Source organism: Jejubacter calystegiae, assembly GCF_005671395.1.
Classification (GTDB): Bacteria; Pseudomonadota; Gammaproteobacteria; order Enterobacterales; family Enterobacteriaceae; genus Jejubacter; species Jejubacter calystegiae.
Map to the genome: position 1 here is coordinate 315,468 of NZ_CP040428.1, position 21,716 is coordinate 337,183.

Annotated in this window: 17 protein-coding genes; 7 read left to right on the forward strand and 10 right to left on the reverse strand. The window is 58.1% G+C overall.

The genetic code is table 11. From position 1 onward, the window contains the following. Positions 1-14: 14 nt before the first annotated feature. Positions 15-1,142, reverse strand: coding sequence for an FAD-binding oxidoreductase (locus FEM41_RS01275; RefSeq protein ID WP_138093656.1), 1,128 nt, complete (start codon positions 1,140-1,142; stop codon positions 15-17). 323 nt (positions 1,143-1,465) lie between these two features. Between FEM41_RS01275 and FEM41_RS01280 the strand changes: the two genes are divergently transcribed. Continuing rightward, positions 1,466-2,788, forward strand: a complete 1,323-nt coding sequence (locus FEM41_RS01280) for an aromatic ring-hydroxylating oxygenase subunit alpha (RefSeq protein ID WP_138093659.1) — start codon at positions 1,466-1,468, stop codon at positions 2,786-2,788. A 154-nt stretch (positions 2,789-2,942) separates the two neighbouring features. Here the strand turns inward: FEM41_RS01280 and etfB are convergent, their stop codons facing one another. From etfB to FEM41_RS01310, 6 genes are read right to left on the reverse strand one after another with little or no spacing between them, the layout of a single operon-like run. Further along, on the reverse strand, positions 2,943-3,746 hold the full coding sequence (gene etfB, locus FEM41_RS01285) for an electron transfer flavoprotein subunit beta (protein WP_138093662.1): 804 nt from the start codon (positions 3,744-3,746) through the stop codon (positions 2,943-2,945). Continuing rightward, positions 3,736-4,974 (reverse strand): electron transfer flavoprotein subunit alpha, encoded by a 1,239-nt coding sequence (etfA, locus tag FEM41_RS01290; protein WP_138093665.1) that lies wholly within the window; start codon positions 4,972-4,974, stop codon positions 3,736-3,738. Before etfA ends, etfB begins: the two co-directional genes overlap by 11 nt. Beyond that, positions 4,974-6,932, reverse strand: a complete 1,959-nt coding sequence (locus tag FEM41_RS01295; RefSeq protein WP_138099077.1) for a (Fe-S)-binding protein — start codon at positions 6,930-6,932, stop codon at positions 4,974-4,976. The genes etfA and FEM41_RS01295 overlap by 1 nt, the downstream gene beginning before the upstream one ends. Positions 6,933-6,948: 16 nt before the next feature. Then, positions 6,949-9,012 (reverse strand): dimethylglycine demethylation protein DgcA, encoded by a 2,064-nt coding sequence (gene dgcA / locus FEM41_RS01300; protein WP_138093668.1) that lies wholly within the window; start codon positions 9,010-9,012, stop codon positions 6,949-6,951. A gap of 57 nt (positions 9,013-9,069) precedes the next feature. Further along, a complete protein-coding gene (locus FEM41_RS01305; RefSeq protein ID WP_138093671.1) occupies positions 9,070-9,600 on the reverse strand; it encodes a 4-vinyl reductase in 531 nt (176 codons plus the stop codon). Positions 9,601-9,621: 21 nt separating this feature from the next. Continuing rightward, on the reverse strand, positions 9,622-10,680 hold the full coding sequence (locus FEM41_RS01310; protein WP_431810057.1) for a dipeptidase: 1,059 nt from the start codon (positions 10,678-10,680) through the stop codon (positions 9,622-9,624). A gap of 233 nt (positions 10,681-10,913) precedes the next feature. On the opposite strand from FEM41_RS01310, the gene vapB reads away from it, so the two are divergent. Together vapB and FEM41_RS01320 are read left to right on the forward strand one after the other, a co-directional pair. Continuing rightward, positions 10,914-11,144, forward strand: a complete 231-nt coding sequence (gene vapB / locus FEM41_RS01315; RefSeq protein ID WP_138093674.1) for a type II toxin-antitoxin system VapB family antitoxin — start codon at positions 10,914-10,916, stop codon at positions 11,142-11,144. Then, positions 11,141-11,557 carry a type II toxin-antitoxin system VapC family toxin gene (locus tag FEM41_RS01320; RefSeq protein ID WP_138093677.1) on the forward strand — a complete coding sequence of 139 codons (417 nt, stop codon included), beginning with the start codon at positions 11,141-11,143 and terminating at the stop codon, positions 11,555-11,557. The genes vapB and FEM41_RS01320 overlap by 4 nt, the downstream gene beginning before the upstream one ends. Before the next feature lie 44 nt (positions 11,558-11,601). Here FEM41_RS01320 and gbdR read toward each other — a convergent pair whose 3' ends face one another. Continuing rightward, the gene (gene gbdR / locus FEM41_RS01325; protein ID WP_138093680.1) at positions 11,602-12,756 is read right to left on the reverse strand and encodes a choline metabolism transcriptional regulator GbdR; all 1,155 of its coding nucleotides are present in this window, start codon (positions 12,754-12,756) and stop codon (positions 11,602-11,604) included. Between the two features lie 286 nt (positions 12,757-13,042). After that, entirely contained in the window at positions 13,043-14,419 is a 1,377-nt protein-coding gene (locus tag FEM41_RS01330) for an L-serine ammonia-lyase (protein WP_138093683.1), read from the reverse strand. Between the two features lie 287 nt (positions 14,420-14,706). On the opposite strand from FEM41_RS01330, the gene FEM41_RS01335 reads away from it, so the two are divergent. From FEM41_RS01335 to FEM41_RS01350, 4 genes are all read left to right on the forward strand, one after another. Continuing rightward, the gene (locus FEM41_RS01335; protein ID WP_138093686.1) at positions 14,707-16,362 is read left to right on the forward strand and encodes a BCCT family transporter; all 1,656 of its coding nucleotides are present in this window, start codon (positions 14,707-14,709) and stop codon (positions 16,360-16,362) included. 3 nt (positions 16,363-16,365) lie between these two features. Continuing rightward, positions 16,366-18,252 (forward strand): DUF294 nucleotidyltransferase-like domain-containing protein, encoded by a 1,887-nt coding sequence (locus FEM41_RS01340; protein ID WP_138093689.1) that lies wholly within the window; start codon positions 16,366-16,368, stop codon positions 18,250-18,252. A 3-nt stretch (positions 18,253-18,255) separates the two neighbouring features. Continuing rightward, entirely contained in the window at positions 18,256-19,017 is a 762-nt protein-coding gene (locus FEM41_RS01345) for a 3'-5' exonuclease (RefSeq protein ID WP_138093692.1), read from the forward strand. A gap of 389 nt (positions 19,018-19,406) precedes the next feature. Then, a complete protein-coding gene (locus FEM41_RS01350) occupies positions 19,407-19,706 on the forward strand; it encodes a hypothetical protein (RefSeq protein ID WP_138093696.1) in 300 nt (99 codons plus the stop codon). A 133-nt stretch (positions 19,707-19,839) separates the two neighbouring features. Here FEM41_RS01350 and FEM41_RS01355 read toward each other — a convergent pair whose 3' ends face one another. After that, a complete protein-coding gene (locus FEM41_RS01355) occupies positions 19,840-21,447 on the reverse strand; it encodes a cholesterol oxidase substrate-binding domain-containing protein (protein WP_138093699.1) in 1,608 nt (535 codons plus the stop codon). Positions 21,448-21,716: the final 269 nt, after the last annotated feature.

A 21,716-nucleotide genomic window follows, 5' to 3' on the forward strand; every position in this document is an offset into this window, starting at 1 on the left:
CCTCCTTTTTCACCTTAATACTCCACCACCACATCCCCGGTCGGTACGCTACAGCAGGAGAGGATATACCCCTCTTCGACATCCTCGTCGGTAATACCGCCGTTATGGGCCATTTCGACCTCCCCTTCCAGCCGCTTCACCTTACAGGTACCGCAGATGCCCATCCCGCAGGCTTTGGGGATATGCAGGCCCAGCTTGGCAGCGGCGGCATGCACGGTTTCGCCAGGCGCTATCTGTACGCTCTTACCGGTGCTGGCGAAGAAGACCTGGAGCAGGTCGGAACGCGGTATCGCTTCGGCCACTTCGGCCGCCTGTTCGGCATCCTGCTGCGCCTGCTCCTTCACCGGCTCCGGCGTTGCCCCGAACGACTCTTCATGGTAGCGCGCCATATCGAATCCGGCTTCCCGCAACATATTACGCACGGCGTTCATATAGGGCGTGGGGCCGCAGCAGTAAACTTCGCGCTCCATGAAATCCGGAGCCATCATTTCAAGCATCGGGCGATTAAAGAAGCCGCGATAACCGCCCCAGTTCTGGCCGGATTCGTAGCGTTCACACACCAGGTTCAGCTTAAAGTTGGCGATACGTGCGGCCATGTTTTCCAGATCGCGCTGGAAAATAATGTCGCGCGGCGTGCGGGCGCTGTGAACGAACACCATATCGACATCGGCGTTGGTGTCGAAATACCAGCGCGCCATCGACATCACCGGGGTGATCCCCACTCCACCGGAAAGAAACAGCACCCTGTCGCTGGGGTAGTCGATACAGTTGAACTGGCCAACCGGCCCGTGCACCGCCAGCTCCATCCCTTCGCTCATATTGTCATGCAGCCAGTTAGATACCCTGCCCCCCGGCACCCGCTTCACCGTAATCGAAAAGCTGTACGGCACCGACGGCGAACTGGAGATGGTGTAGGAGCGAAACACCTGTTCGCCGTCGATCTCCAGCTCCAGGGTGACGAACTGGCCCGGCTTAAAGAAGAACATCACCGGTTGTTCGGCCATAAAGCACCAGGTTTTCACATCCCAGGTTTCCTGAATCACCTTGACGCAACGCACAGCATGACGACCGTTGCTCCAGGTCTGAGTGGTTACGGGCTCAAAAGCGCCGGTATTTACTACCGAAATAGTCTGGTTGGTCATACGGAATGCTTCCTGTGGGCCAGGGTCGATGGATAGCTCGCGACGGTTTGGCGCGGCCGGATACAGGCTGAATTTTCAGTTCAACTTCGCTTCGCCATTTGTTTATTCACGACATCGGGATGTCTGAAAAAACCACCGGGCAACAATGCGTTCCTCCCTGCGTCTCTAACGGAGGGGATCGATGTCGCTGCCAGAACATTCCTCATTCACAACCGGGTGCAGCATCTTGTCTGACAGTGACCCCTGTCTGTAATGGGAGCCAGCTATCGGGATGTGCCCGCGCGCGGGCGCGACACTTTGATCTGAATGAGAAGAGCACCACCATGAGTCATAACGATCTGCTGAATATCACCTGCGCCAGCATTATCGATGCTCGCGACCAGATGACTGACTTGCTCAAGCGGCGCCAGCCAAACTATTCGCTGCCACAGCCGCTGTATAACGACCCGACGATGTTTCGTATTGATATGGAAGAGGTCTTTCAGAAGGAGTGGCTGTTCGTTGGCATGACCAGCGAGATCCCGAAAAAGGGCGACTATTTTACCCTTGAGATCGGCCAGAATCCGGTGCTGGTGGTGCGCGACGCCGACGGCGCGGTCAACGCTTTCCATAATACCTGTCGTCACCGGGGTTCACGACTGTGCCAACAGCAGCGCGGCAAGGTGGCGAATCTGGTATGTCCCTATCACCAGTGGACCTACGATCTGAAAGGCAATCTGCTGTTCGCGGGCACCAATATGGGTGGAGATTTCGACAAAAGCCTGCACGGTCTGAAACCCGCGCACTGCCGGACCGGCGGCGGGTTTATCTTCGTCTGCATCGCCGAACAGCCGCCAGAGTCCGACTTCGATAACTTCCTGGCGACGCTTGAGGAGTACATGGAGCCGTATGATGTGGAAAACACCAAGCTGGCGGCGGAATCCGAGATGTATGAAAAGGCCAACTGGAAGCTGGTGCTGGAAAATAACCGCGAATGTTACCACTGCGCGGGCAGCCATCCGGAGCTACTGAATACCCTGCTGGAGTGGGACGACACCAACGATCCGCGCGCTACGCCGGAGTTTATCGACTACTACAATCAGCAGGCGGCTCAGTGGGATCAGGAAGGGATCCCGCACCTTCACAGAAGCTTCGGTCAACGCAATCGCATCGTGCGTATGCCGCTAAAGCCAGGCGCCAGCGTGATGACCATCGACGGTAGCGAAGGCTGCACTAAGCTGCTGGGACGTATTAAAAACCATCAGTTGGGCTCGATGCGCATTCTGCACCTGCCCAACTCCTGGAACCATATGCAGAGCGATCACTTTATTGTGTTCCGGGTGCTGCCCATTTCGGCTCAGGAGTCGCTGGTCACCACCAAATGGTTTGTGCACAAGGATGCCGTGCCGGGCGTGGATTACGATCCGGAGCGTCTGCGCCAGGTGTGGGATGCCACCAACGATCAGGACAGAATTCTGGGGGAAGAGAATCAGCGCGGCATTAACTCCATTGGCTATCAGCCCGGTCCCTATTCAGAACCCTATGAGTTTGGGGTGATTAATTTCCTGGAGTGGTACAGCGATACCCTGTTGAAGAATCTGGGCGGTGGCGATAATAGCGAGCTTTATCCGGTCGGCGTTCCCGATATTGAACGGCAGTATGGGTGATCTTCCCTCTTTTTAACCCTCATCCCGGCCCTTTCCCCTCACCCTCTCCCCATAGGGGAGAGGGGACCAGGCTGGCGCTAATTTTACCCTTCTGCCCAAAGGGGAGAGGGGACCGGGCTGGCGCTGGTTTTCCCCCTGGCCGGAGTGAGGAAGCTCAGCGCCCACTACGTACCACCCCCTCTTCCAGCAGCAGATCAAATATCGCCTGCGCCATTTCGGAGGCCGGTTTATCACGCAGAATCCGGCCGCCGTCGCCCTGAGACTTCGCGGTCGCCGCCCTGAATCGATCGGCGGCGGTTTTCGCTTTAACCACCTGCAAACGCTTCGGTCGCTTGCGGGCTGGCGCTTCACGCCACTGCTCCCTGACCTCATCGCGACACTCAATGTCCGCCTTCTGTCCCACCAGTTGCGCCCGACTGGCGGGGCCAAAAGCGCTCTGGCGCGGGGTGGGCGCCGCCATATCAACGCTTGCGATAAACGGCAGCGCCACCTTCAATGCCCGACGCTGACCGCGCGGCAGCGCCTGTAGCAGATGCGCCTCGCCGCGCTCGATACTGACGATACCGGCAATACCGGTCACCACCGGCATTCCCAGCGCTTCTCCCAGCAGATAAGGCACCATGCCGGACGATTCGCCGCTTTCGGCCCGCACACCGGTCAGAATGATATCCGGCTTGTTCTGGCTCAGATAATGCTCCAGAGCGGGGACCACGTCCGCCATCTTATTCTGTTCCAGAACCCGCAACGAACTCAGCCCCATTCCCGCATAGCTGCGCAGCGCCTGAGCGTGGGGATCGCCCGCATGAAGCACCTCCAGCCCCTGGGGCGCCAGAGTTAACCCCAGCTCAACCGCCCGGGCATCCTGACCGGCGCGACGCTCGCGTCCGGAATCGGGGTGTTGCCCCACCGATACCAGCGCGGTAACCCGCAGGCTGGCGTTACGCTTTTCAGGCCGCATGTTCAAACTCCTCCTGACGATGTTCCCTGACCAGCCGGATAAGCTGGATCATAATCTCGCCGCTATCGCCTATCGCGCTCAGAGCGGCGCGTTTCACCATGTCACAACCGGCATCGGTGTTAATGGCGATCACCTTGTCGCACTGGCCGATGCCCTGCAAATGCTGAATCGCCCCGGAAATCCCCACTGCCACATAGACCCTGGCGGTCACCCAGGTGCCGGTGGCGCCCACCTGACGCTGGCGCGGCATATAACCATCGTCCACCGCTACCCGGCTGGCCCCTTCCGTAGCACCGAGCGCTTCGGCGCACTGATGGAACAATTCCCAGTCCTGCACGCCATTGCCCGCCGACAGAATAAATTCCGCCTCTGCCAGCGCTACCGCGTTGGGATCCACCGCTACCTGGCCGCCGTCGTGAATGCGCGGCTTCACGCTTACCGTCTGGCGTAGCTGAACCGGCAGCGCTTCGTGCCGGGTTTCGTCGATGGGGTCGGCACACTCCGCGGCCAGCAGCAGCAGACGCGGCGTGGCGCGGGTGATATCGATGCTGCCTCCGGCGCCGCGACACAGGCTCTGCTGCGCATCCACCCGCCAGGCCTGAGTCGCCGGGCGCTCGCCCAGCCGGGCCGCCAGCCGACATCCCAGTTCAAAGCCCCCCGCCACGCTATCCGGCAGCAGCCAGTGGCGCGGCGAAAACTGGTTGTCGACCTCATGCAGCGCGGCAACGCGCAGCTCCGGCGCATATTCCTGATATCCGGCGCCGTTCAGCGCCAGCAGCCTGTCGACACCCGCGGTATCGAACGACGGCTCGCGATGTTCGCCGAATACAATGGCAAGCACCGCCCCGGCGCCGCCCATCTCACGGATCAGCGCATGAGCCTGGCCCAGCACATCCCGATCGTGTTCGCTCAGCCGACCACCCACCATATCGGGCACCACGGCGATGTAGTAATCCACCTGCTCCACCCGATGCAGCGGCAGCGTCGCGGTTTTCACGGCGCTCACCGCCCGGCGTCCAACCATGGCTGCCGGGCCGCTGACGTTCATCCGGTCAATGCGACGAATGCCATTGGGGCCGATAAAGCCCACCGCATGAGGGTTACGGCGAATCAGCCCGGACGGCCCCCGGGATTCACCTGCGGGCATCGTCGTGGCCGCATGCTGCGGATGCAGGCGGTTACGCGCAATCCACTCGGCGCGCGGATCTCTGCGCACAATGTCGCTCATCAGGCTACCTCCATCGCGGGTTGTTCGCTCTTACGCCGGGCTGGCTGCGGCACGGTGGGTTCCACCAGGGCTTCGGCCACCAGTTCGGCGATATCCTTCACTTCCGGGCGCGGCTCCACTACCCCTTCAAGCATCGCGGTGCACTGCTGGCAGCCGACCGCCACCACCTCAGCCCCGGTGGCCCGGACGTCTTCCATGCGCATATCGGCAATCCGCCGTTCGCCGGGAATATCGGTAATCGGCGCGCCGCCGCCGCCGCCGCAGCAGCGGGAACGAAAGCCGGAGCGTTCCATCTCGACCGGCTGAATTCCCAGTTCGGCCAGCAGTTCACGGGGGGCTTCGTACTCGCCGTTATAGCGCCCCAGATAGCAGGGGTCGTGCCAGGTGACGCTGCCGCCCTTGTAGTCATTCAGGTTCAGCAACTGCGCCTTAACCAGCTCATTAATAAAGGTGGTGTGGTGCAACACGTCGTAGTCCGGTTCCGCCCCTTCGGGATAGAGATCCGGGTACTCGTTTCTCAGGCAGTGAAAGGCGTGCGGATCGGTGGTCACAATCCGGTTGAAACGATACTTGCCCAGGGTGGCGATATTGCGCCTCGCCAGCCTCTGGAAGGTGGCGTCGTCTCCCAGACGGCGCGCCACGTCGCCGCTGTCCAGCTCTTCGTCGCCCAGTATCGCGAAGTCCACCCCCGCCGCTTTCAGGATCTTCACGAAGGCGCGCAGGATCCGCTGGCTGCGCATATCGAACGCGCCGTCAGACACCCAGAACAGCACATCCGCCTGTCCCACCTCTTTCATCACCCGCAGGTTTTGATCCGCCGCCCAGTGGGTGCGGCTGCGGGGGTTAAAACCGTTGGGGTTGTCAGTGGCGATCAGGTTGTCCAGCACCTCGGCACCTTTATTCGGCGTGGCGCCTTTTTCCAGGGTCAGGAAGCGACGCATATCGACGATGGCGTCCACATGCTCGATCATCATCGGGCACTCTTCCACGCAGGCGCGGCAGGTGGTGCAGGACCACAGAGTCTCCGGGCTGACCAGCCCTTCGGTAATCGGTTGATGCGGTGAGCCGGTCGCGTTACCGACTTCGATACCCGGATAGGGGCTACCGGCAAAGCGGGCATCCGAACCACCGGCCAGCCCAACCACCATATCCTGAATCAGCTTTTTTGGGTTGAGCGGCTGCCCGGCGGCAAAGGCCGGACACATCGCCTCGCACCTGCCGCACTGCACGCAAGCGTCGAAGCCAAGCAACTGGTTCCATTTAAAGTCGACGGGCTTTTCCACCCCCAGCTTAGGCGCATCCAGATCCACCGCCTTCAGACCGGTGGAGCGCCCGCCGCCAAAGCGTTCCGGGCGTCGGTGAAACGCCAGATGCAGGGCGCCGGCGAAGGCGTGCTTCATCGGCCCGCCCCAGGCCATGCCGAACACCAGCTCCCCCAGCCCCCAGACGATTCCGGCGACCAGCACCGCCGCCAGCAGCCAGCCGCCGCTGCCCTGCGGCAGAATCCCCGCCGCAGGCAGCGTGGCGATAAAAAAGCTGGCGGCGAAGGCCAGCAGACTCTTCGGCAGCCACATCCACGGCCCTTTCGACAGGCGGGCAGGCGGATTGCGGCGACGCCGCCAGACAAACAGCGCCCCCACCAGCATCAGCGCCAGCGACCCCAGCAGAGCCGCGGCCAGCCAGCGGCTATGAATGCCGAACAGGTGAACCGCCAGAATCAGCGCCATCGACAGCACAAAGCCGCCTGCGGTCGCCACGTGGGTATTCGACATCACCTTGTCCCGCGCCACCACATGGTGAAGATCCACCAGATAGCGGCGCGGCATGGCCATCAGCCCGGCAAGCCCGGCCGTTTTTTCCGGCTGACCGGCACGCCACAGGCGGATTCGTCTGAGAGCACCCACCAGCGCCAGCAGCAGCGCCGCGCCCAGCAACACCGGGAGTAATCTGTCGAGTATCATGCGGCCCCCTTTGTTACAGATCCTTGCACAGACGTAATGCGTCGTAGATAGCCGCGTGCACATTGCGTTGGGAAACGCAGTCACCCAGTCGCCAGAGGATCATGCCGTCTCCTGCCTGCGCCAGAACCGGCTGAGGATGGGCGGCAAACAGCGCCTCGTTATCTATTTGCCCCTTATTACGCGACTCCGCTTTCAGCTCGTAATAAAGTTCTTCGTTGGGTCGGGTGCCGTTTTCGATCACCACCTGATCCACCACCCGCTCCTCTTTCTGGCCGGTGTATTCGTTTTCCAGCACCGCCACCAGCTTGTCGCCTTCGCGATAAACCGACTCCAGCGCCAGGTCCGAGGTCATGATCACCGCCTTTTCATACAGGCTGCGGTAATAGGTCGGGAAAGTGGTGCCGCCGATACCGACGCCGGGCTTGATGTCGTCGGTCACCAGCTCGACCAGCGCCCCTTTGGCCGTCAGGTAGTCGGCGGTGGACATGCCGGTAAATTCGCAGATGGTGTCGTAAATCAGCACGTTTTTACCCGGCTCCACCGCGCCGGTCAGAATGTCCCAGCTGGCCACCACCCGGCCATCGTCAGCGCCCCACTCCGGGTTCTGCTCAAGGAACGGACGGCCGCCGGTCGCCAGGATACAGACGTCCGGCCTCATATCGCGCACCATGGCGGCGTCTGCGCTGGTGTTCAGTTGAATTTCTACCCCCAGCCGTTCCAGTTCCATCGCCAGCCAGCGGGTAATACCAGCCATCTGATCGCGCTGCGGCGCTCTGGCGGCAATGGTGACCTGCCCGCCCAACTCTGAAGCGCGCTCCACCAGCGTGACCTGATGACCGCGTTCGGCCGCCACCCGGGCAGCTTCCATGCCACCAGGACCGCCGCCCACCACCACCACCCTGCGCCGGGGGCCATCGCTCTTTTCAATCATGTGCGGCAGCCCCATATGTTCGCGGGAGGTGGCCGCATTCTGAATGCACAGCACATCCAGCCCCATATACTGGCGATCGATGCAGTAGTTGGCCCCCACGCACTGGCGGATCTGATCCACCTGATTCAGTTTGATCTTGGCAATAAGGTGCGGATCGGCGATATGGGCCCGGGTCATGCCCACAAAGTCGACGTAGCCCTGTTCCAGAATGCGCTGGGCCTGGTTGGGATCCTTGATGTTCTGAGCGTGGATCACCGGCACCGAGACCACCTCTTTGATTCCGGCGGCCAGATGCAGGAACGGCTCCGGCGGGTAGCTCATATTCGGAATCACGTTCGCCAGGGTGTTGTGGGTATCGCACCCGGAACCGACCACGCCAAAATAATCGACCATGCCGGTAGCGTCGTAGTAAGCGGCGATCTGCTTCATATCTTCATGGCTCAGGCCATCGGGGTGGAACTCATCGCCGGTAATACGCATGCCCACCACAAAGTCCGCTCCCACCGCTTCCCGCACCGCTTTCAGCACTTCCATGCCAAAGCGCATGCGATTTTCAAAGCTGCCGCCCCACTCGTCGGCGCGTTTATTCACCCGCGGCGACCAGAACTGATCGATCATGTGCTGATGCACGGCGGAAAGCTCCACGCCGTCCAGCCCGCCCTCTTTGGCGCGCACCGCCGCACGGGCGAAGTCGCCAATCACCCGCCAGATCTCTTCTACTTCGATGGTTTTACAGGTGGCGCGGTGTACCGGCTCGCGAATGCCTGACGGCGACATCAGGTTAGGCCAGTTTTCGCCGTCCCAGCGCGAGCGGCGCCCCATATGAGAGATCTGAATCATGATTCTACCGCCGTGCTTATGCACCGCGTCGGCCAGGTTCTGGAAATGGGGAATGATGCGATCGGTAGAAAGGTTTACCGAGCTCCACCAGCTCTGGGGGCTGTCGATGGAAACCACGCTGGAGCCGCCGCAGATACAGAGGCCGCAGCCCCCTTTGGCCTTCTCTTCGTAATATTTGACGTAGCGATCGGTGGTCATGCCGCCATCGGTGGCATAGACCTCGGCGTGGGCGGTACTGACGATACGATTACGGATGGTCAGCTTGTTGATATTCAACGGCTGGAACAGAAGATCAAACTGAGACATGGCTACACCCTGATTCAATGCAAAAACCCTGACCGCCCGCAGGCGGCCAACGCGGACTTACAGCGGCGAAACCTCAAAAACGCCGTAATCACTTCCCTCTTCGGCGGCGCTCCGGGTCTGGACTGCCCGGGTTCTGACCGCATAGCCCAGACTCTGGGCCACCTGATCCATGGCGCCTGCAAACCAGCCGGTAAACATGTAATCGACCTTGCGATTCACCTTGCCGTACTGATAAACGAACGCCGAGTGTTCCAGGCGAATGCGGGCGGTGCCCTGCGCCAGGTCGAGCGCTTCAATGATGAACAACCCCCAGCCGCGCTGGGAAAGCCGCTTCATATAGTGTTCAAAGACTGCGGCGCCGGAGATACCGTGGGCTTCGGCCTCTTTTTCGCACCAGTAGTACGCGGATTTATAGCCCGCTTTGTAGAGGATCCCGGCATAGCGTTCGGCGCCGATTTCCTCTTCGATCGCCATATGGTTATTGACGAAAAAGTGGCGCGGCACGTAGAGCATTGGCAGCGCATCGGTGGTCCAGACCCCGGTTTCATCGTCAACGTTAATCGCCATTTCAGGCGCATGTGAGCTCATCAGTTTCTCCCTGGTCATCAGTTATTCGCCCCATACTTCGGCCAGAACGCGCACCCAGTTCTCGCCCATAATTTTGCGTACCTGATGTTCGCTGAACCCGTGGCGCAGCAGGGCTTCGGTCAGATTGGGGAATTCGCCAAGGGTGCGGATCCCTTCCGGGTTGATTATCTTGCCGAAGTCGGTCAGATGACGGGCGTAGCCTTTGTCATGGGTGAGCCATTCGAAAAAGGCCTGATCCTGGCCCTGGGTAAAGTCAGTCCCGATACCTATCTGGTCTTCACCCACCAGGTTGAAGATGTATTCGATGGCTTCAACGTAGTCGTCAATGGTGGAGTGAATGCCATTTTTCAGGAACGGCGTAAACATAGTGACGCCGACAAAGCCACCGCGATCGGCAATAAACTTCAGTTCGGCATCGGACTTGTTGCGCGGATGATCCTTCAGGCCGGAAGGCAGGCAGTGGGAATAGCAGACTGGTTTTTCAGAGGCCAGGATCACCTCTTCAGAGGTTTTGGCCCCCACGTGGGAGAGATCGCACATGATGCCCGCGCGGTTCATTTCGGCCACCACCTCCCGGCCATAGCCGGAAAGCCCGCCGTCGCGCTCGTAGCAGCCGGTGCCCACCAGGTTTTGGGTGTTGTAGGCCATCTGCACAACGCCGATCCCAAGATCCTTAAAGATCTGAACGTAGCCAAGCTGGTCTTCAAAGGCGTGAGCGTTCTGAAAGCCCATCAGCACGCCGGTTTTCCCTGCCGCTTTGGCACGGCGAATATCGTCGGTGTTGCGCACCTTAATGACCAGATCGGAATTCTGCTCGATCAGCGCGTTCATCGCGACGATGTTGTTCACGGTGCTCTGGAACCCTTCCCACACCGATACCGTACAGTTCGCTGCGGTCAGGCCGCCGCGGCGCATATCCTCAAAAAGCTCGCGGTCCCACTTCGCGATCACCAGGCCATCAATGACGATGGCGTCGTTGTGCAACTGTTCTGCGTTCATCTCTCCACCCTCTGTCTGTAACACCATGATGTCCGACAGCATAGGGTTATCAACGACGGGAAAGTGTTCTGAAAGCGTCACCTGGCTGACCCGGAGCGCAGCCCGCCGCCGGTGAAAAAATGTCGAGGCGTCCCGGGCATTTCGAATCAAACTCTCGCGCCGAAGAAAATTTAGTGCACCATAAAACCACCTTTAAACCAGGGCTATCGTCAGAGTGGAAGAAAAGCATATGCCAGACCTATACAGAATGGGAATTCAGGCATATACTCGCCATATGCAACAGGGCACTCTTTTACCTGGCGGGGACCATCACGATGAGAACGGTATCTGTGTTTAAAAACGGCAATAACCGCGCGATCCGCTTACCCAGGGATCTGGATTTTGAGGGCGTTAACGAACTGGAGATTACCCGTGAAGGCGACACTATCCTTCTGCGGCCGATCAAACCGAGCTGGGGATCGTTCCTGCTGGAAGAGAAAGCCGATGCGGACTTCATGACGGAACGTGAAGAGATTGTGAATGACGAGGGGCGCGTTAAGCTATGACCAAAACCTATATGCTGGACACCTGTATCTGCTCTTATATCATGCGTGAGCAGCCGGAAGCCGTGATTCGGCGTCTGGAGCAGGCGGTCATGCAGCGTCATCGCATTGTGGTGTCGGCTATTACCTATGCCGAAATGCGCTTCGGTACCCTCGGTAAAAAAGCGTCGCCGCGCCATGCGCAGCTGGTAGAGGCCTTCTGTATCCGTCTTGACGCTGTTATGCCGTGGGACCGCGCCGCAGTGGATGAAACCACTGAGCTGAAAGCAACGCTTACCGCCGCCGGTACGCCCATCGGGCCCAACGATACGGCCATTGCCGGGCATGCCATCGCCGCTGGCGCCATCCTTGTCACCAATAATGTGAAGGAATTTGAGCGGGTGCCGGGATTAACCCTGGAAGACTGGGCCGCATAGCCCCGCCATGCCGCCTGCCCCATACGGGCAGGCGGCCGCAAACCTCAGGGCGGCGAAGTCCAGCCCAGCGCCACCGAGCCGTAGGTAGGTTCGAAGCGCGCCTCGCTCAGGGCACGTACCGCCACCGCAGTGGCGGAGCGCTCTTTCTTACCGTTCAGACCGGGCAGTGCGGTGGTCACCAGCTGCGGCACGGTTTCGCTCTGCTCCTGGCTGCGTATGCCGCGCCGCTCTTCGCGCGGTGGAATGCCGATATGTTCGCGGTAGCATTTGCTGAAGTGCGGCGTTGAGACAAAACCGCAGGCCAGGGCTATCTCGATAATCGACATCGAAGTCTGCTTAAGCAACTGCCGGGCCCGAAACAGGCGAAGCTTCATGTAGTAGCGGGAAGGCGAGCATTGCAGGTACTTCTGAAACAGGCGTTCAAGCTGGCGGCGGGAAAGCCCCACATAGGCGGCCAGCTCATCCAGTTCTATCGCTTCTTCGATATTCGCTTCCATCAGCGACACCGCTTCCACCAGATTCGGCTGGGCGGTTCCCAGCACGTGGCGCAGCGGTATGCGTTGATAGTCAGATTCGTTGCGTACCCTATCGCAGATAAACATCTCCGAGATCGCCGCCGTCAGCTGATAGCCGAAGTCGCGTTTGATCATGCTCAGCATCATGTCCATCGGCACCGTACCGCCGCTACAGGTCATGCGGTCGCGCTCGATGACGAAAAGCTGGTTGGTGCATCGTACTTTGGGCCAGGCTTCCTGCATGGAGGCAATACATTCCCAGTGGGCGCTACAGTGATAGCCATCCAGCAACCCGGCGGCCGCCAGCACATAAGGGCCGGTACAAACGCCGCCGATCAGAATATGTTTGCGCGCCATCATCTGCAGCCAGCTAATCTGGCGGCGGCTGTAACTGCGGGTAATGTTTACTCCCCCCACCACAATCAGCACATCCAGCGCGCTGGAGTCAGCCATGGAGCAATCCGGGGTAATGCTAATGCCATCGCTGGCCATCACCGTATCACCGTCTTCACTGATGGTATGCCAGTCATACAGCTCGCGGCCGCTTAACTGGTTCGCCATACGCAGCGGCTCTACCGCCGTTGCCAGCGCCATCATGGTGAAGTTATTGACCAGTAAAAAACCAACGGTACGTGTCTTGTAATTATCGGTACAACCCTGGGGTGATTCATTTGTTTCAGACATATGCTCTTGCCTCTGTTGTCTCTCAGTCAGGAGAGGGAACAAACGGGTCTGATACCTCTTAACTTCCACAAACAACAATAAAGCAACATATGTACCACTTCCTTTTTACATTAAAAATATATGCGCAATCTCCCGATAATCATTCATCGGGAGTGATATAGCGCCGCTGTCGGAATCATAAAAACAGAGATGGCACGTTTCGTGCTGAGCAGGGTAATCGCCTGTTTCTATATGCTTTTTTGGTGCGTCTGCCCCGGATCAGGGCAGACATCAGTTCAGGATGGCATCAACACTCAATCGCATTCACCGCCAGTCCCCCACGTGAGGTTTCCTTATACTTATCCTGCATATCCCGCCCGGTATCGCGCATGGTACGAATAACTTTATCGAGTGAAACAAAGTGCTGACCGTCCCCGCGTAGCGCCATCTGGGCGGCGTTGATCGCCTTCATGGCGGCGATAGCGTTACGCTCGATACAGGGCACCTGTACCAGCCCGGCCACCGGATCGCAGGTCAGCCCCAGGTTATGCTCCAGCGCAATCTCGGCCGCGTTTTCCACCTGCTCCGGGGTGCCGCCCAGCACGTCGGTCAACCCCGCGGCGGCCATCGCGCAGGCGGAGCCGACTTCGCCCTGGCAGCCCACCTCGGCCCCCGAGATCGAGGCATTTTTCTTACACAGCGCCCCAACCGCTGCCGCCGCCAGCAGAAAGTCCACCACGTCATCATCCCCGGCCCGCTCGCTAAAACGCATGTAATACATCAACACCGCCGGAATGATACCGGCAGCGCCATTGGTAGGCGCCGTGACCATGCGCCCACCCGCAGCATTCTCTTCGTTAACCGCCAGCGCATAGAGGTTGATCCAGTCCATGGCCGATAGCGTAGTGCCGATCACATTCGCTCCGGTGGCCTGCCGCAGGGAGCGATACAGACCCGGGGCCCGCCGCTTCACGTTCAGCCCGCCCGGTAATACGCCCTCGTTTTCCAGCCCCTGAGCGATGCACGCCTGCATCGCCTGCCAGATACCGGCAAGCCCGATGCGAATCGCCGTTTCGTCGCGCCACACCTTTTCGTTTTCCAGCATCAGTTCGCTGACCCTTAACCCCTGCTCCCGGCAGTGCGCCAGCAGTTCAGCGCCGGAGTTAAAGTCGTAAGGCAGAACCACCTGGGGTACCAGATGGGCGGTGGCGGTGGCTTCACTCTCATCCAGCACAAAGCCGCCCCCCACCGAATAGTAGGTATTGGCATAGACCACGCCCCGGGCATCGAAGGCGGTCAGACGCATGGCGTTGGGGTGATAAGGGAGCACCTCATCAACAAAATGCAGATCGCGATTCCAGTCGAACTCCACGCACTCGCCCCCGGCCAGGGTCAGAAAGCCGGTTTCGCACACCGCCCGAATGGCGGGCTCGATGGTTTGGGGGTCGACCGTTTCCGGCGATTCGCCCATCAGCCCCATCAGCGTCGCCTTATCGGTACCGTGCCCCACGCCGGTGGCGCTCAGGGAGCCGAACAGATCCACCGTGACGCGTCGCACCGCCTCACGCACGCCCTGGTCGCTTAATTGTTGGACAAACCGCTGCGCGGCCCGCATCGGTCCCACGGTGTGTGAACTGGAAGGGCCGACACCAATCTTGAACAGATCAAAGACGCTGATACTCATCCTCTTCTCCCGGGAGCCTGAATGAAATGTCAGCCTTCATTATTACGGCAAATGGACGCCAGAAAATGCCAAATCACGACGCTTCAGGTCATCAGACCGACCGGAAATCACCGCCAGACCTTGCCCGGGCCGGATGTCGCAAATCAACCCCAGTAAGACGTTGCCAGGCATTTCGCAGCGCGACAGCACCGTTATTATCCGTCCGGAATGGGCTGACTGATCGGAAGCTGTGGCCAGCCCCACGCAGGCTTCAGGCAATCACCAACCATTCCCTGGGAGGAATCACTATGACGGATTCAAAAGATCCGATGGTACCCGATGGTGAGGTTAACCCCTACGACACCGACTATCAGGTGGGCCAGGACAATATCGTGGTCAGCGTCGGCCCGTTCGGGCTGGATATCCATAACCGCGTTTTTGTTATCTCCGGCATGTCGGTCGTGATTTTCGTCGTGCTGACGCTGGTGTTTCATAACCAGGTCGAACCTGTCTTCAAAAGCGTACTCACCTGGCTGACCACCAACCTGAGCTGGTTTTTTCTGAGCACCGGCAATATCTTCGTGATTCTCTGTCTGGGACTGGTCTTTTCCCCTTTGGGCAAGGTCCGGTTGGGCGGCACCCTGGCCAGGCCGGACTATAGCTATCTGAGCTGGTTTTCCATGCTGTTCGCCGCCGGGATGGGCATCGGGCTGATGTTTTATGGCGTTTCTGAACCGCTGTCGCACTTTTCCAGCTCGCTGGGAGGAATCAGCGTTGAAAACGGCGTTCGCACTGACGCCGCGCCGCTGGGCGCGGCGGCCGGCTCCCCGGAAAGCGCCCGCCATCTGGCTATGGCGACCACCATCTTTCACTGGGCGCTCCACCCCTGGGCGATTTATGCCATTCTGGCGCTGGGACTGGCGCTATTCTCCTTTAATAAGGGCCTGCCCCTGACCATGCGTTCGGTGTTTTATCCGCTGCTGGGGGATTCGGTCTGGGGCTGGCCCGGGCATATCATCGATATTCTGGCGGTGCTGGCCACGCTGTTTGGCCTGGCGACCTCCCTGGGATTAGGCGCCGCCCAGGCGGCTTCCGGGCTGAATTACCTGTTCGATATCCCGATGGGCCAGACCACACAGATCCTGCTGGTCATTGGCATTACCGCCATTACTACCGTGTCGGTGGTGGCCGGGCTGGAAAAGGGAGTACGTCGGCTCTCTGAAATCAACATGATGCTGGCGGCTCTGCTGCTGCTGTTCGTTATCATCGTCGGCCCTACGCTTGCGCTGTTGACCGGCTTTTTCACTAACCTGGGGGCTTATCTGCAATACCTGCCCGCGCTGTCTAACCCTTTCGGGCGCGAAGACAGCAACTTCGTCGCCAGTTGGACCGCCTTCTACTGGGCCTGGTGGATCTCCTGGTCGCCGTTCGTCGGCATGTTTATCGCCCGCGTTTCCCGTGGCCGGAGCGTGCGCGAGTTTATTATCTCGGTGCTGATCGTTCCATCACTGGCCTGCGTGATGTGGATGACCATTCTGGGCGACACCACTATCTTCCAGTATTTCAATCAGGGATATCAGGCCATTGCCGACGCGGAGCTGCCACTACAGCTGTTTACCATGCTTGATACCCTGCCGCTGGCGAAGGTAACCTCGCTTATCGGCATTCTGCTGGTGGTGGTGTTCTTCGTCACCTCGTCGGATTCCGGCTCGCTGGTTATCGACATTATCTCGGCGGGTGGCAAAGTTAACGCCCCCACACCGCAGCGGGTATTCTGGTGCAGTTTTCAGGGGGTGGTGGCGATAGCCCTGCTGCTGGGCGGCGGCCTGGTGGCGCTGCAAACCATGGTGCTCTCTACCGGACTTCCGTTCGCCATCGTCCTGTTGATTGCCGCATTTTCAGTGCTTAAGGGACTGGCCTCGGAGCCGCGCTATCGCTCCGCCCCAGGCACGGAGCAGGGCTAAAAAATGCAGGCCGAACATCAGGAAATCATCGCCTTTCTGCGCAGCTACCCACCGTTCGACGCGCTGCCTGACGAGGCGCTGGCCCAGGTGGCCGCCGGGATCGAGGTCAGCTATTTCAAAGCGGGCACCAGGATCCTGACTTTCGGCCAGCAGGTGGACGCCTGGTACGTGGTGCGCAGCGGCGCCGTTGAAGTCTACCGGCGTAACGGCGAGCTTTATAATCGCCTCAGCGCCGGAGGTTATTTCGGCCAGTTCGGCCTGCTGCGCGAAAGCAGCGTGCGCTTCCCGGTCACCGCCCTGGAAGATACTTTGGCCTGGCTGATACCTGCGCCGGTATTCCATCAACTGTTTGCCCAATATGAATCCTTCGCCGACGTGGTCGAGGTGGAGGATCGCACCCGGCTGCGCCACACCGTGGCCCGTACCGAAGACGCCAACGAACTGCTCACCTCGCCTATCGATACGCTGATTGGCCGTAAACCGGTAACCATCGAAACCTCCGGCAGCGTTCGGGAGGCCGCCACGATTATGAGCGCCGAAGGGGTTTCTTCCCTGCTGGTGATGCACCCAGGAGTACCGGAAGGCGCTATGGGCAACGCCGCACGAATGGCCGGTATGCTCACCGATCGCGACCTGCGAACCCGGGTTATCGCCAGAGGCCTGAGCGTTGATACCCCGGTCGGCGAAATCATGACCCCGGAGCTGATTCACTGTGAACATCACCAGATGGTATTCGAGGCCATGCTGACCATGATGCGCCACAACGTGCACCATCTGCCGGTACTGAAACAGGGACAACCCATCGGGGTGATATCTCAGTCGGATATTATCCGCTACGAGTCCCAGAACAGCCTGTTTGTGGTCAGGCGCATCTTCCACGCCAACAGCGTCAGCGAACTGAGCGCCCTGAGCGGCGAAGTTCGCGACTGCTTCCGGCGCATTGTGCGTGAAGATGCCAACTCGAAGATGATCGGCAGCGCCATGGCAGTGATTGGCCGCAGCTTTACCCAGCGGCTGCTGGAGCTGGCGGAACAGCAGTTTGGCCCACCGCCGGTGCCCTACTGCTTTCTGGCGCTGGGCTCGATGGCGCGTCAGGAGCAGCTTATCGTCACCGACCAGGATAACGCGCTGGTGCTCGACAACCGCTTCGATCCCGCTCGCCACGACGGCTGGTTTCTTCAACTGGCAACCTTTGTGAGCGATGGTCTGGCGGCCTGCGGCTACCGCTACTGCAGCGGCGGAATTATGGCGACCACCGCCCGCTGGCGTCAGCCCCTTGCCGTGTGGGAAGGCTACTTCGCCGACTGGATCGGTCAGCCCACGCCACAGACGCTGCTTGAGTGCGCCATCTTTTTCGATCTCGACGGCGTGTGGGGGAAAACCGAATGGGCCGATCGCCTAAATCAGACCGTTACCCGGCAGGTGCGCCATAATGCCCGTTTTCTGGCCTGCATGGCGCGCAACGCGCTGCTACGCACGCCGCCGCTCGGTTTCTTTAAGGGATTTGTGATGGAGCCTTCCGGTGACCACAGCCGTTCCATCAATATGAAACGGCGCGGCACCGCCCCGCTGGCGGATCTGATCCGGGTACATGCCCTGGCGGTCGGCTCCCGGGCCCGCAACTCCTTTGAACGGCTACAGGATATTATTGAGGCCGATATTCTGCCCCACGGTCGGGGCCAGGATCTGCGCGACGCGCTGGAGTTTATCTCGATGGTTCGCATTCGCCATCAGGCGCTGGATCTGGATGCCCGACGCCCGCCCGACAATAATATCGAGCCGGAAAAGCTGTCGGATTTCGAACGCAAAAACCTGAAAGACGCCTTCCAGATCCTGAGTAACGCCCAGAAATTCCTGAAATACCGCTATCAGGCGGGCCGAATACGCTGAGGCATGGTGTTTTATATAGGCAAACATCCGCTAAAAGCGGCGCCGCGACGATCCGGCGTAGAGAGTGAATCCCAGGACTGGGCTACCCGAATGGCCGCCCTTGCCCGCCAGGCGCGACACCCCGCGCTACAGGCGTTCTACCAGGCGGGCGCCGTTCCCTCTGATACCGCCATCGACCAGGTGCCGTTACTGGCTATGGACTTTGAAACCACCGGCATCGACGCCCGACGCAATGATATTGTCAGCATCGGCCTGGTGCCGATGACCCTTCAGCGCATTCGCCTGCTGCACAGCCAGCACTGGCTTCTGAAGCCCCGGACGGCGCTGCGCGACGAATCCGTGGTGATTCACGGCATCACCCATTCCGAGGTGGCGAAAGCGCCGGATCTGAACGCCCTGTTTATCACGCTACTGGAACGGATGGCCGGTCATGTGCTGGTGGTCCACCATCGTGGAATAGAGCGACAGTTTCTGGATGCCGCCCTTAAGCGCCGCATCGGCGAAGGGATCGTCTTCCCCTGTATCGACACCCTGGCGCTGGAAGCCCGCCTGCACCGTCACAGCTCTGTTAGTCTGGCGGCACGACTGCTCATGGGCCGGAAACGGGTATCGCTGCGCCTGCCGGAAAGCCGCGCCCGCTACAACCTGCCCCACTACCCGGCGCATAATGCTTTGACCGATGCTCTGGCCTGCGCCGAACTCCTTCAGGCCCAGATCGCCTGGCACTATGACGCAAAGACGCCGGTTGAAGCGCTATGGTGTTAAACATCAATTTCAGAAAATTTCTCACGCTGAAAAAAAACACAAAAAGAAATAATTAATTTTCATCACAAAAACCTTATCACAGATATTCACAACCCACTAATTACGTTAATAACCAGCATTATAAAAAACTACCCCCATCATTAATCAGGAATAATAACCAGGAATAAATAGAGGTATAACAATATAAAATAAGAACTATCCTTGAGAATATTTTTCATTTTAAAAACAGGTCTGGATACGATGAAGAAATATTATTTGACCGTTCACCAAGCCGGTGCTTTAAATATTAAAAAGGATTCAAGTTCCTTAGTCCCACTTGATTGAGCATAAGGAAAAGCGCGCGACGTTGACGCATCGCGTATGAACATGAGAGTCAAAGGAGTTTATCTATGAAAGAACTAACCGTTAATGAAATTGAAATGGTTGCTGGCGCCGGGATTATTTCTGACACCCTGGGTTTTGTCGGAGACACCGTCGTGGATGCCGTTAAGGTTTCCAACGATATTCTGAATACCCGACTGGTTTCTTCCGTAGGCCAGACGTTCAACGCAGTTGGCCTGGGGGGGATTCACTATCTGGCAGACTCCTTAGGATATGCGGCATTCAAGACCGTTGCCGACGTAGGCGGCCTGCTGGGCGGCGACACCAGCCGCATTGATTATCACTTCGAGGAGGAGTGGGGGGCCTGATAACGATAAAACGTCCTGACTGACCAGGCAAACCGATAAAAGCCGCCTGAAATATCAGGCGGCTTTTATTATTTTTTCGCGTCAAAATAATAAAGCCACCGGATGGTGGCTTTAGTCTAAGAAAAAACAGAGTTTACTTCTCTGAATTAAAGAAGGTGTTGATCAGCGGCGATGAAAAAAGATAGTGAGGATCGTATTTATCCAATACATCCCGGGCATGTTGCCAACTGCCACCAAAGCTTTGAGGGATTTCTTTACTCATCACTTCGTCAGCGGCCCATGCGGCCTGGTCGGTATAAGCCCAGCCTTTACTCCACTCGACCCTTACGGTAGCGTAATCACCGCTAAAATGGCTATAAATCCATGTTTCCATTTCGTGATAAAACTTATTTGCGTCCGGAGTATCCGGCATGGTTAAAATATCTAACCAGATAGCGGTATCCCATTCAGGTTTATCATCCACCGGACGTATCGCCGAGAGATCGGCCGTGACGGCGTTCGCTACCGTACTGTCCCGGGCCTTATCCAGTCCGGTAACGCGTACTTCAATCGGGCCATTCATCGGATAAGAGTTTCTCTCTTTATAACGGCTGACCATCTCTTCATACTTCACGGCGAAATCATTCAGCACCCTTTGTATATTGTCACGGCGGGTAATAATCGCGTAACCGTTGGCCGTGACCCGCAGCGTACTCGGCTTAACATACAACAGTAAATCTTTGCTCCAGCCCCAGAGATCGCCGGAAAGCGTTGCCCCCAGCCCGATGCTCACCAGCTCCATCTGCGCCTTGCCCAGATCCGGCGTAAACTCCGGTGCACCGTTATTGATCTTTTTAATCAGATCGGAAATCTGCACGGGCAGATTATCTGAAAACGGATAGTTAAACGGTGCGTTTACCGGCTTAGCGGTTACCGGATAATGATCTTCCAGCGTCCATATTTTTAACCAGGGATTTTCGGTAAAGGGGAACCAGATGATCTCGGCCCGCCCGCACTGTTCCAGAAAGTGAGTGAACGTGCGCTGGCCGGAATCCTCCGCGGCGAAAAGCTCTTTAGCAGGCACATTGACATAACTCTGGCAGCGCAGGCGCCGGTTGCGCGGAACCTGGAGAGTGGCCTCAAAAATCAGCGCGCGACCGACATGTACCATAAAGGCCGCGATTTCCGCGTCGTCACGCTTAAAGGTTTTAAGTTCATATTCGCCGGACTGCGCATTCCACACTACGGCGCTAAGAGACACAATGCTGTTGCTTACTGAACCATAGCTTCCCCCTTCCGCCAGTGCCTCTTCGGCTGCGGGGATGCAGGTGCCGTGACCACCGATAGCCAACACCCCGCCCAACGTCAGATCTCCTGGCGCTGGTGTGGCGTAAAACCCCAGCTTCTGCTTTTCCAGCTCCGTCATCAGCGTCTGCATGGCGATTCCGGTTTGCGCCGTAACAAAACCATGTTCTCCCTCTTTAGTAATAGAAACTTTGGTCAGTTTCTTCGTTAAATCCACCAGCAGCACGCTACTGTTATTATCACCGTTAGCAATCGTCAGGGTAGACCAGTTATGTTTCATTCCCACCGGACGAACATGATAATTATTTTTATACGCCCAATTGACCACCGCCAGCAATTCCTGCTGGTTGGCCGGCGCACAGGTGAGAATATGACTACCAGTAACCTCTTTTGACCAGTTAGTGAAATCAGAATAAGAATATGAGACAGGGAAAGTTTCCAGAATATGACTATCCATAATATAACTCCTGTTATGTTGCATAATGCCAGACAATAGTTGCTCCGGTAAAATTAATTGTCAATGAGGCAAAATTCTTATCAGTCATCAACGCCAGGAGGTAATTATCGATAATCGGCCATATAACTCCACCATCACCTGAAAATAACACAAGACAAAAATCACATCCAACCAATTGATTTTAATGTAATTTAAATAATAAAGAATGATCGCGCCATAAGTAATATCACAACTCCTGTCTCTTCAGGATATGGCCATATAAAATTTAA

What these genes read in the sequence shown, in the direction of transcription:
- FEM41_RS01275 (WP_138093656.1), bottom strand. Translation starts at nt 1,142, where the DNA reads ATGACCAACCAGACTATTTCGGTAGTAAATACCGGCGCTTTTGAGCCC.
- FEM41_RS01280 (WP_138093659.1), top strand. Translation starts at nt 1,466, where the DNA reads ATGAGTCATAACGATCTGCTGAATATCACCTGCGCCAGCATTATCGAT.
- etfB (WP_138093662.1), bottom strand. Translation starts at nt 3,746, where the DNA reads ATGCGGCCTGAAAAGCGTAACGCCAGCCTGCGGGTTACCGCGCTGGTA.
- etfA (WP_138093665.1), bottom strand. Translation starts at nt 4,974, where the DNA reads ATGAGCGACATTGTGCGCAGAGATCCGCGCGCCGAGTGGATTGCGCGT.
- dgcA (WP_138093668.1), bottom strand. Translation starts at nt 9,012, where the DNA reads ATGTCTCAGTTTGATCTTCTGTTCCAGCCGTTGAATATCAACAAGCTG.
- FEM41_RS01305 (WP_138093671.1), bottom strand. Translation starts at nt 9,600, where the DNA reads ATGAGCTCACATGCGCCTGAAATGGCGATTAACGTTGACGATGAAACC.
- vapB (WP_138093674.1), top strand. Translation starts at nt 10,914, where the DNA reads ATGAGAACGGTATCTGTGTTTAAAAACGGCAATAACCGCGCGATCCGC.
- FEM41_RS01320 (WP_138093677.1), top strand. Translation starts at nt 11,141, where the DNA reads ATGACCAAAACCTATATGCTGGACACCTGTATCTGCTCTTATATCATG.
- gbdR (WP_138093680.1), bottom strand. Translation starts at nt 12,756, where the DNA reads ATGTCTGAAACAAATGAATCACCCCAGGGTTGTACCGATAATTACAAG.
- FEM41_RS01330 (WP_138093683.1), bottom strand. Translation starts at nt 14,419, where the DNA reads ATGAGTATCAGCGTCTTTGATCTGTTCAAGATTGGTGTCGGCCCTTCC.
- FEM41_RS01335 (WP_138093686.1), top strand. Translation starts at nt 14,707, where the DNA reads ATGACGGATTCAAAAGATCCGATGGTACCCGATGGTGAGGTTAACCCC.
- FEM41_RS01340 (WP_138093689.1), top strand. Translation starts at nt 16,366, where the DNA reads ATGCAGGCCGAACATCAGGAAATCATCGCCTTTCTGCGCAGCTACCCA.
- FEM41_RS01345 (WP_138093692.1), top strand. Translation starts at nt 18,256, where the DNA reads ATGGTGTTTTATATAGGCAAACATCCGCTAAAAGCGGCGCCGCGACGA.
- FEM41_RS01350 (WP_138093696.1), top strand. Translation starts at nt 19,407, where the DNA reads ATGAAAGAACTAACCGTTAATGAAATTGAAATGGTTGCTGGCGCCGGG.
- FEM41_RS01355 (WP_138093699.1), bottom strand. Translation starts at nt 21,447, where the DNA reads ATGGATAGTCATATTCTGGAAACTTTCCCTGTCTCATATTCTTATTCT.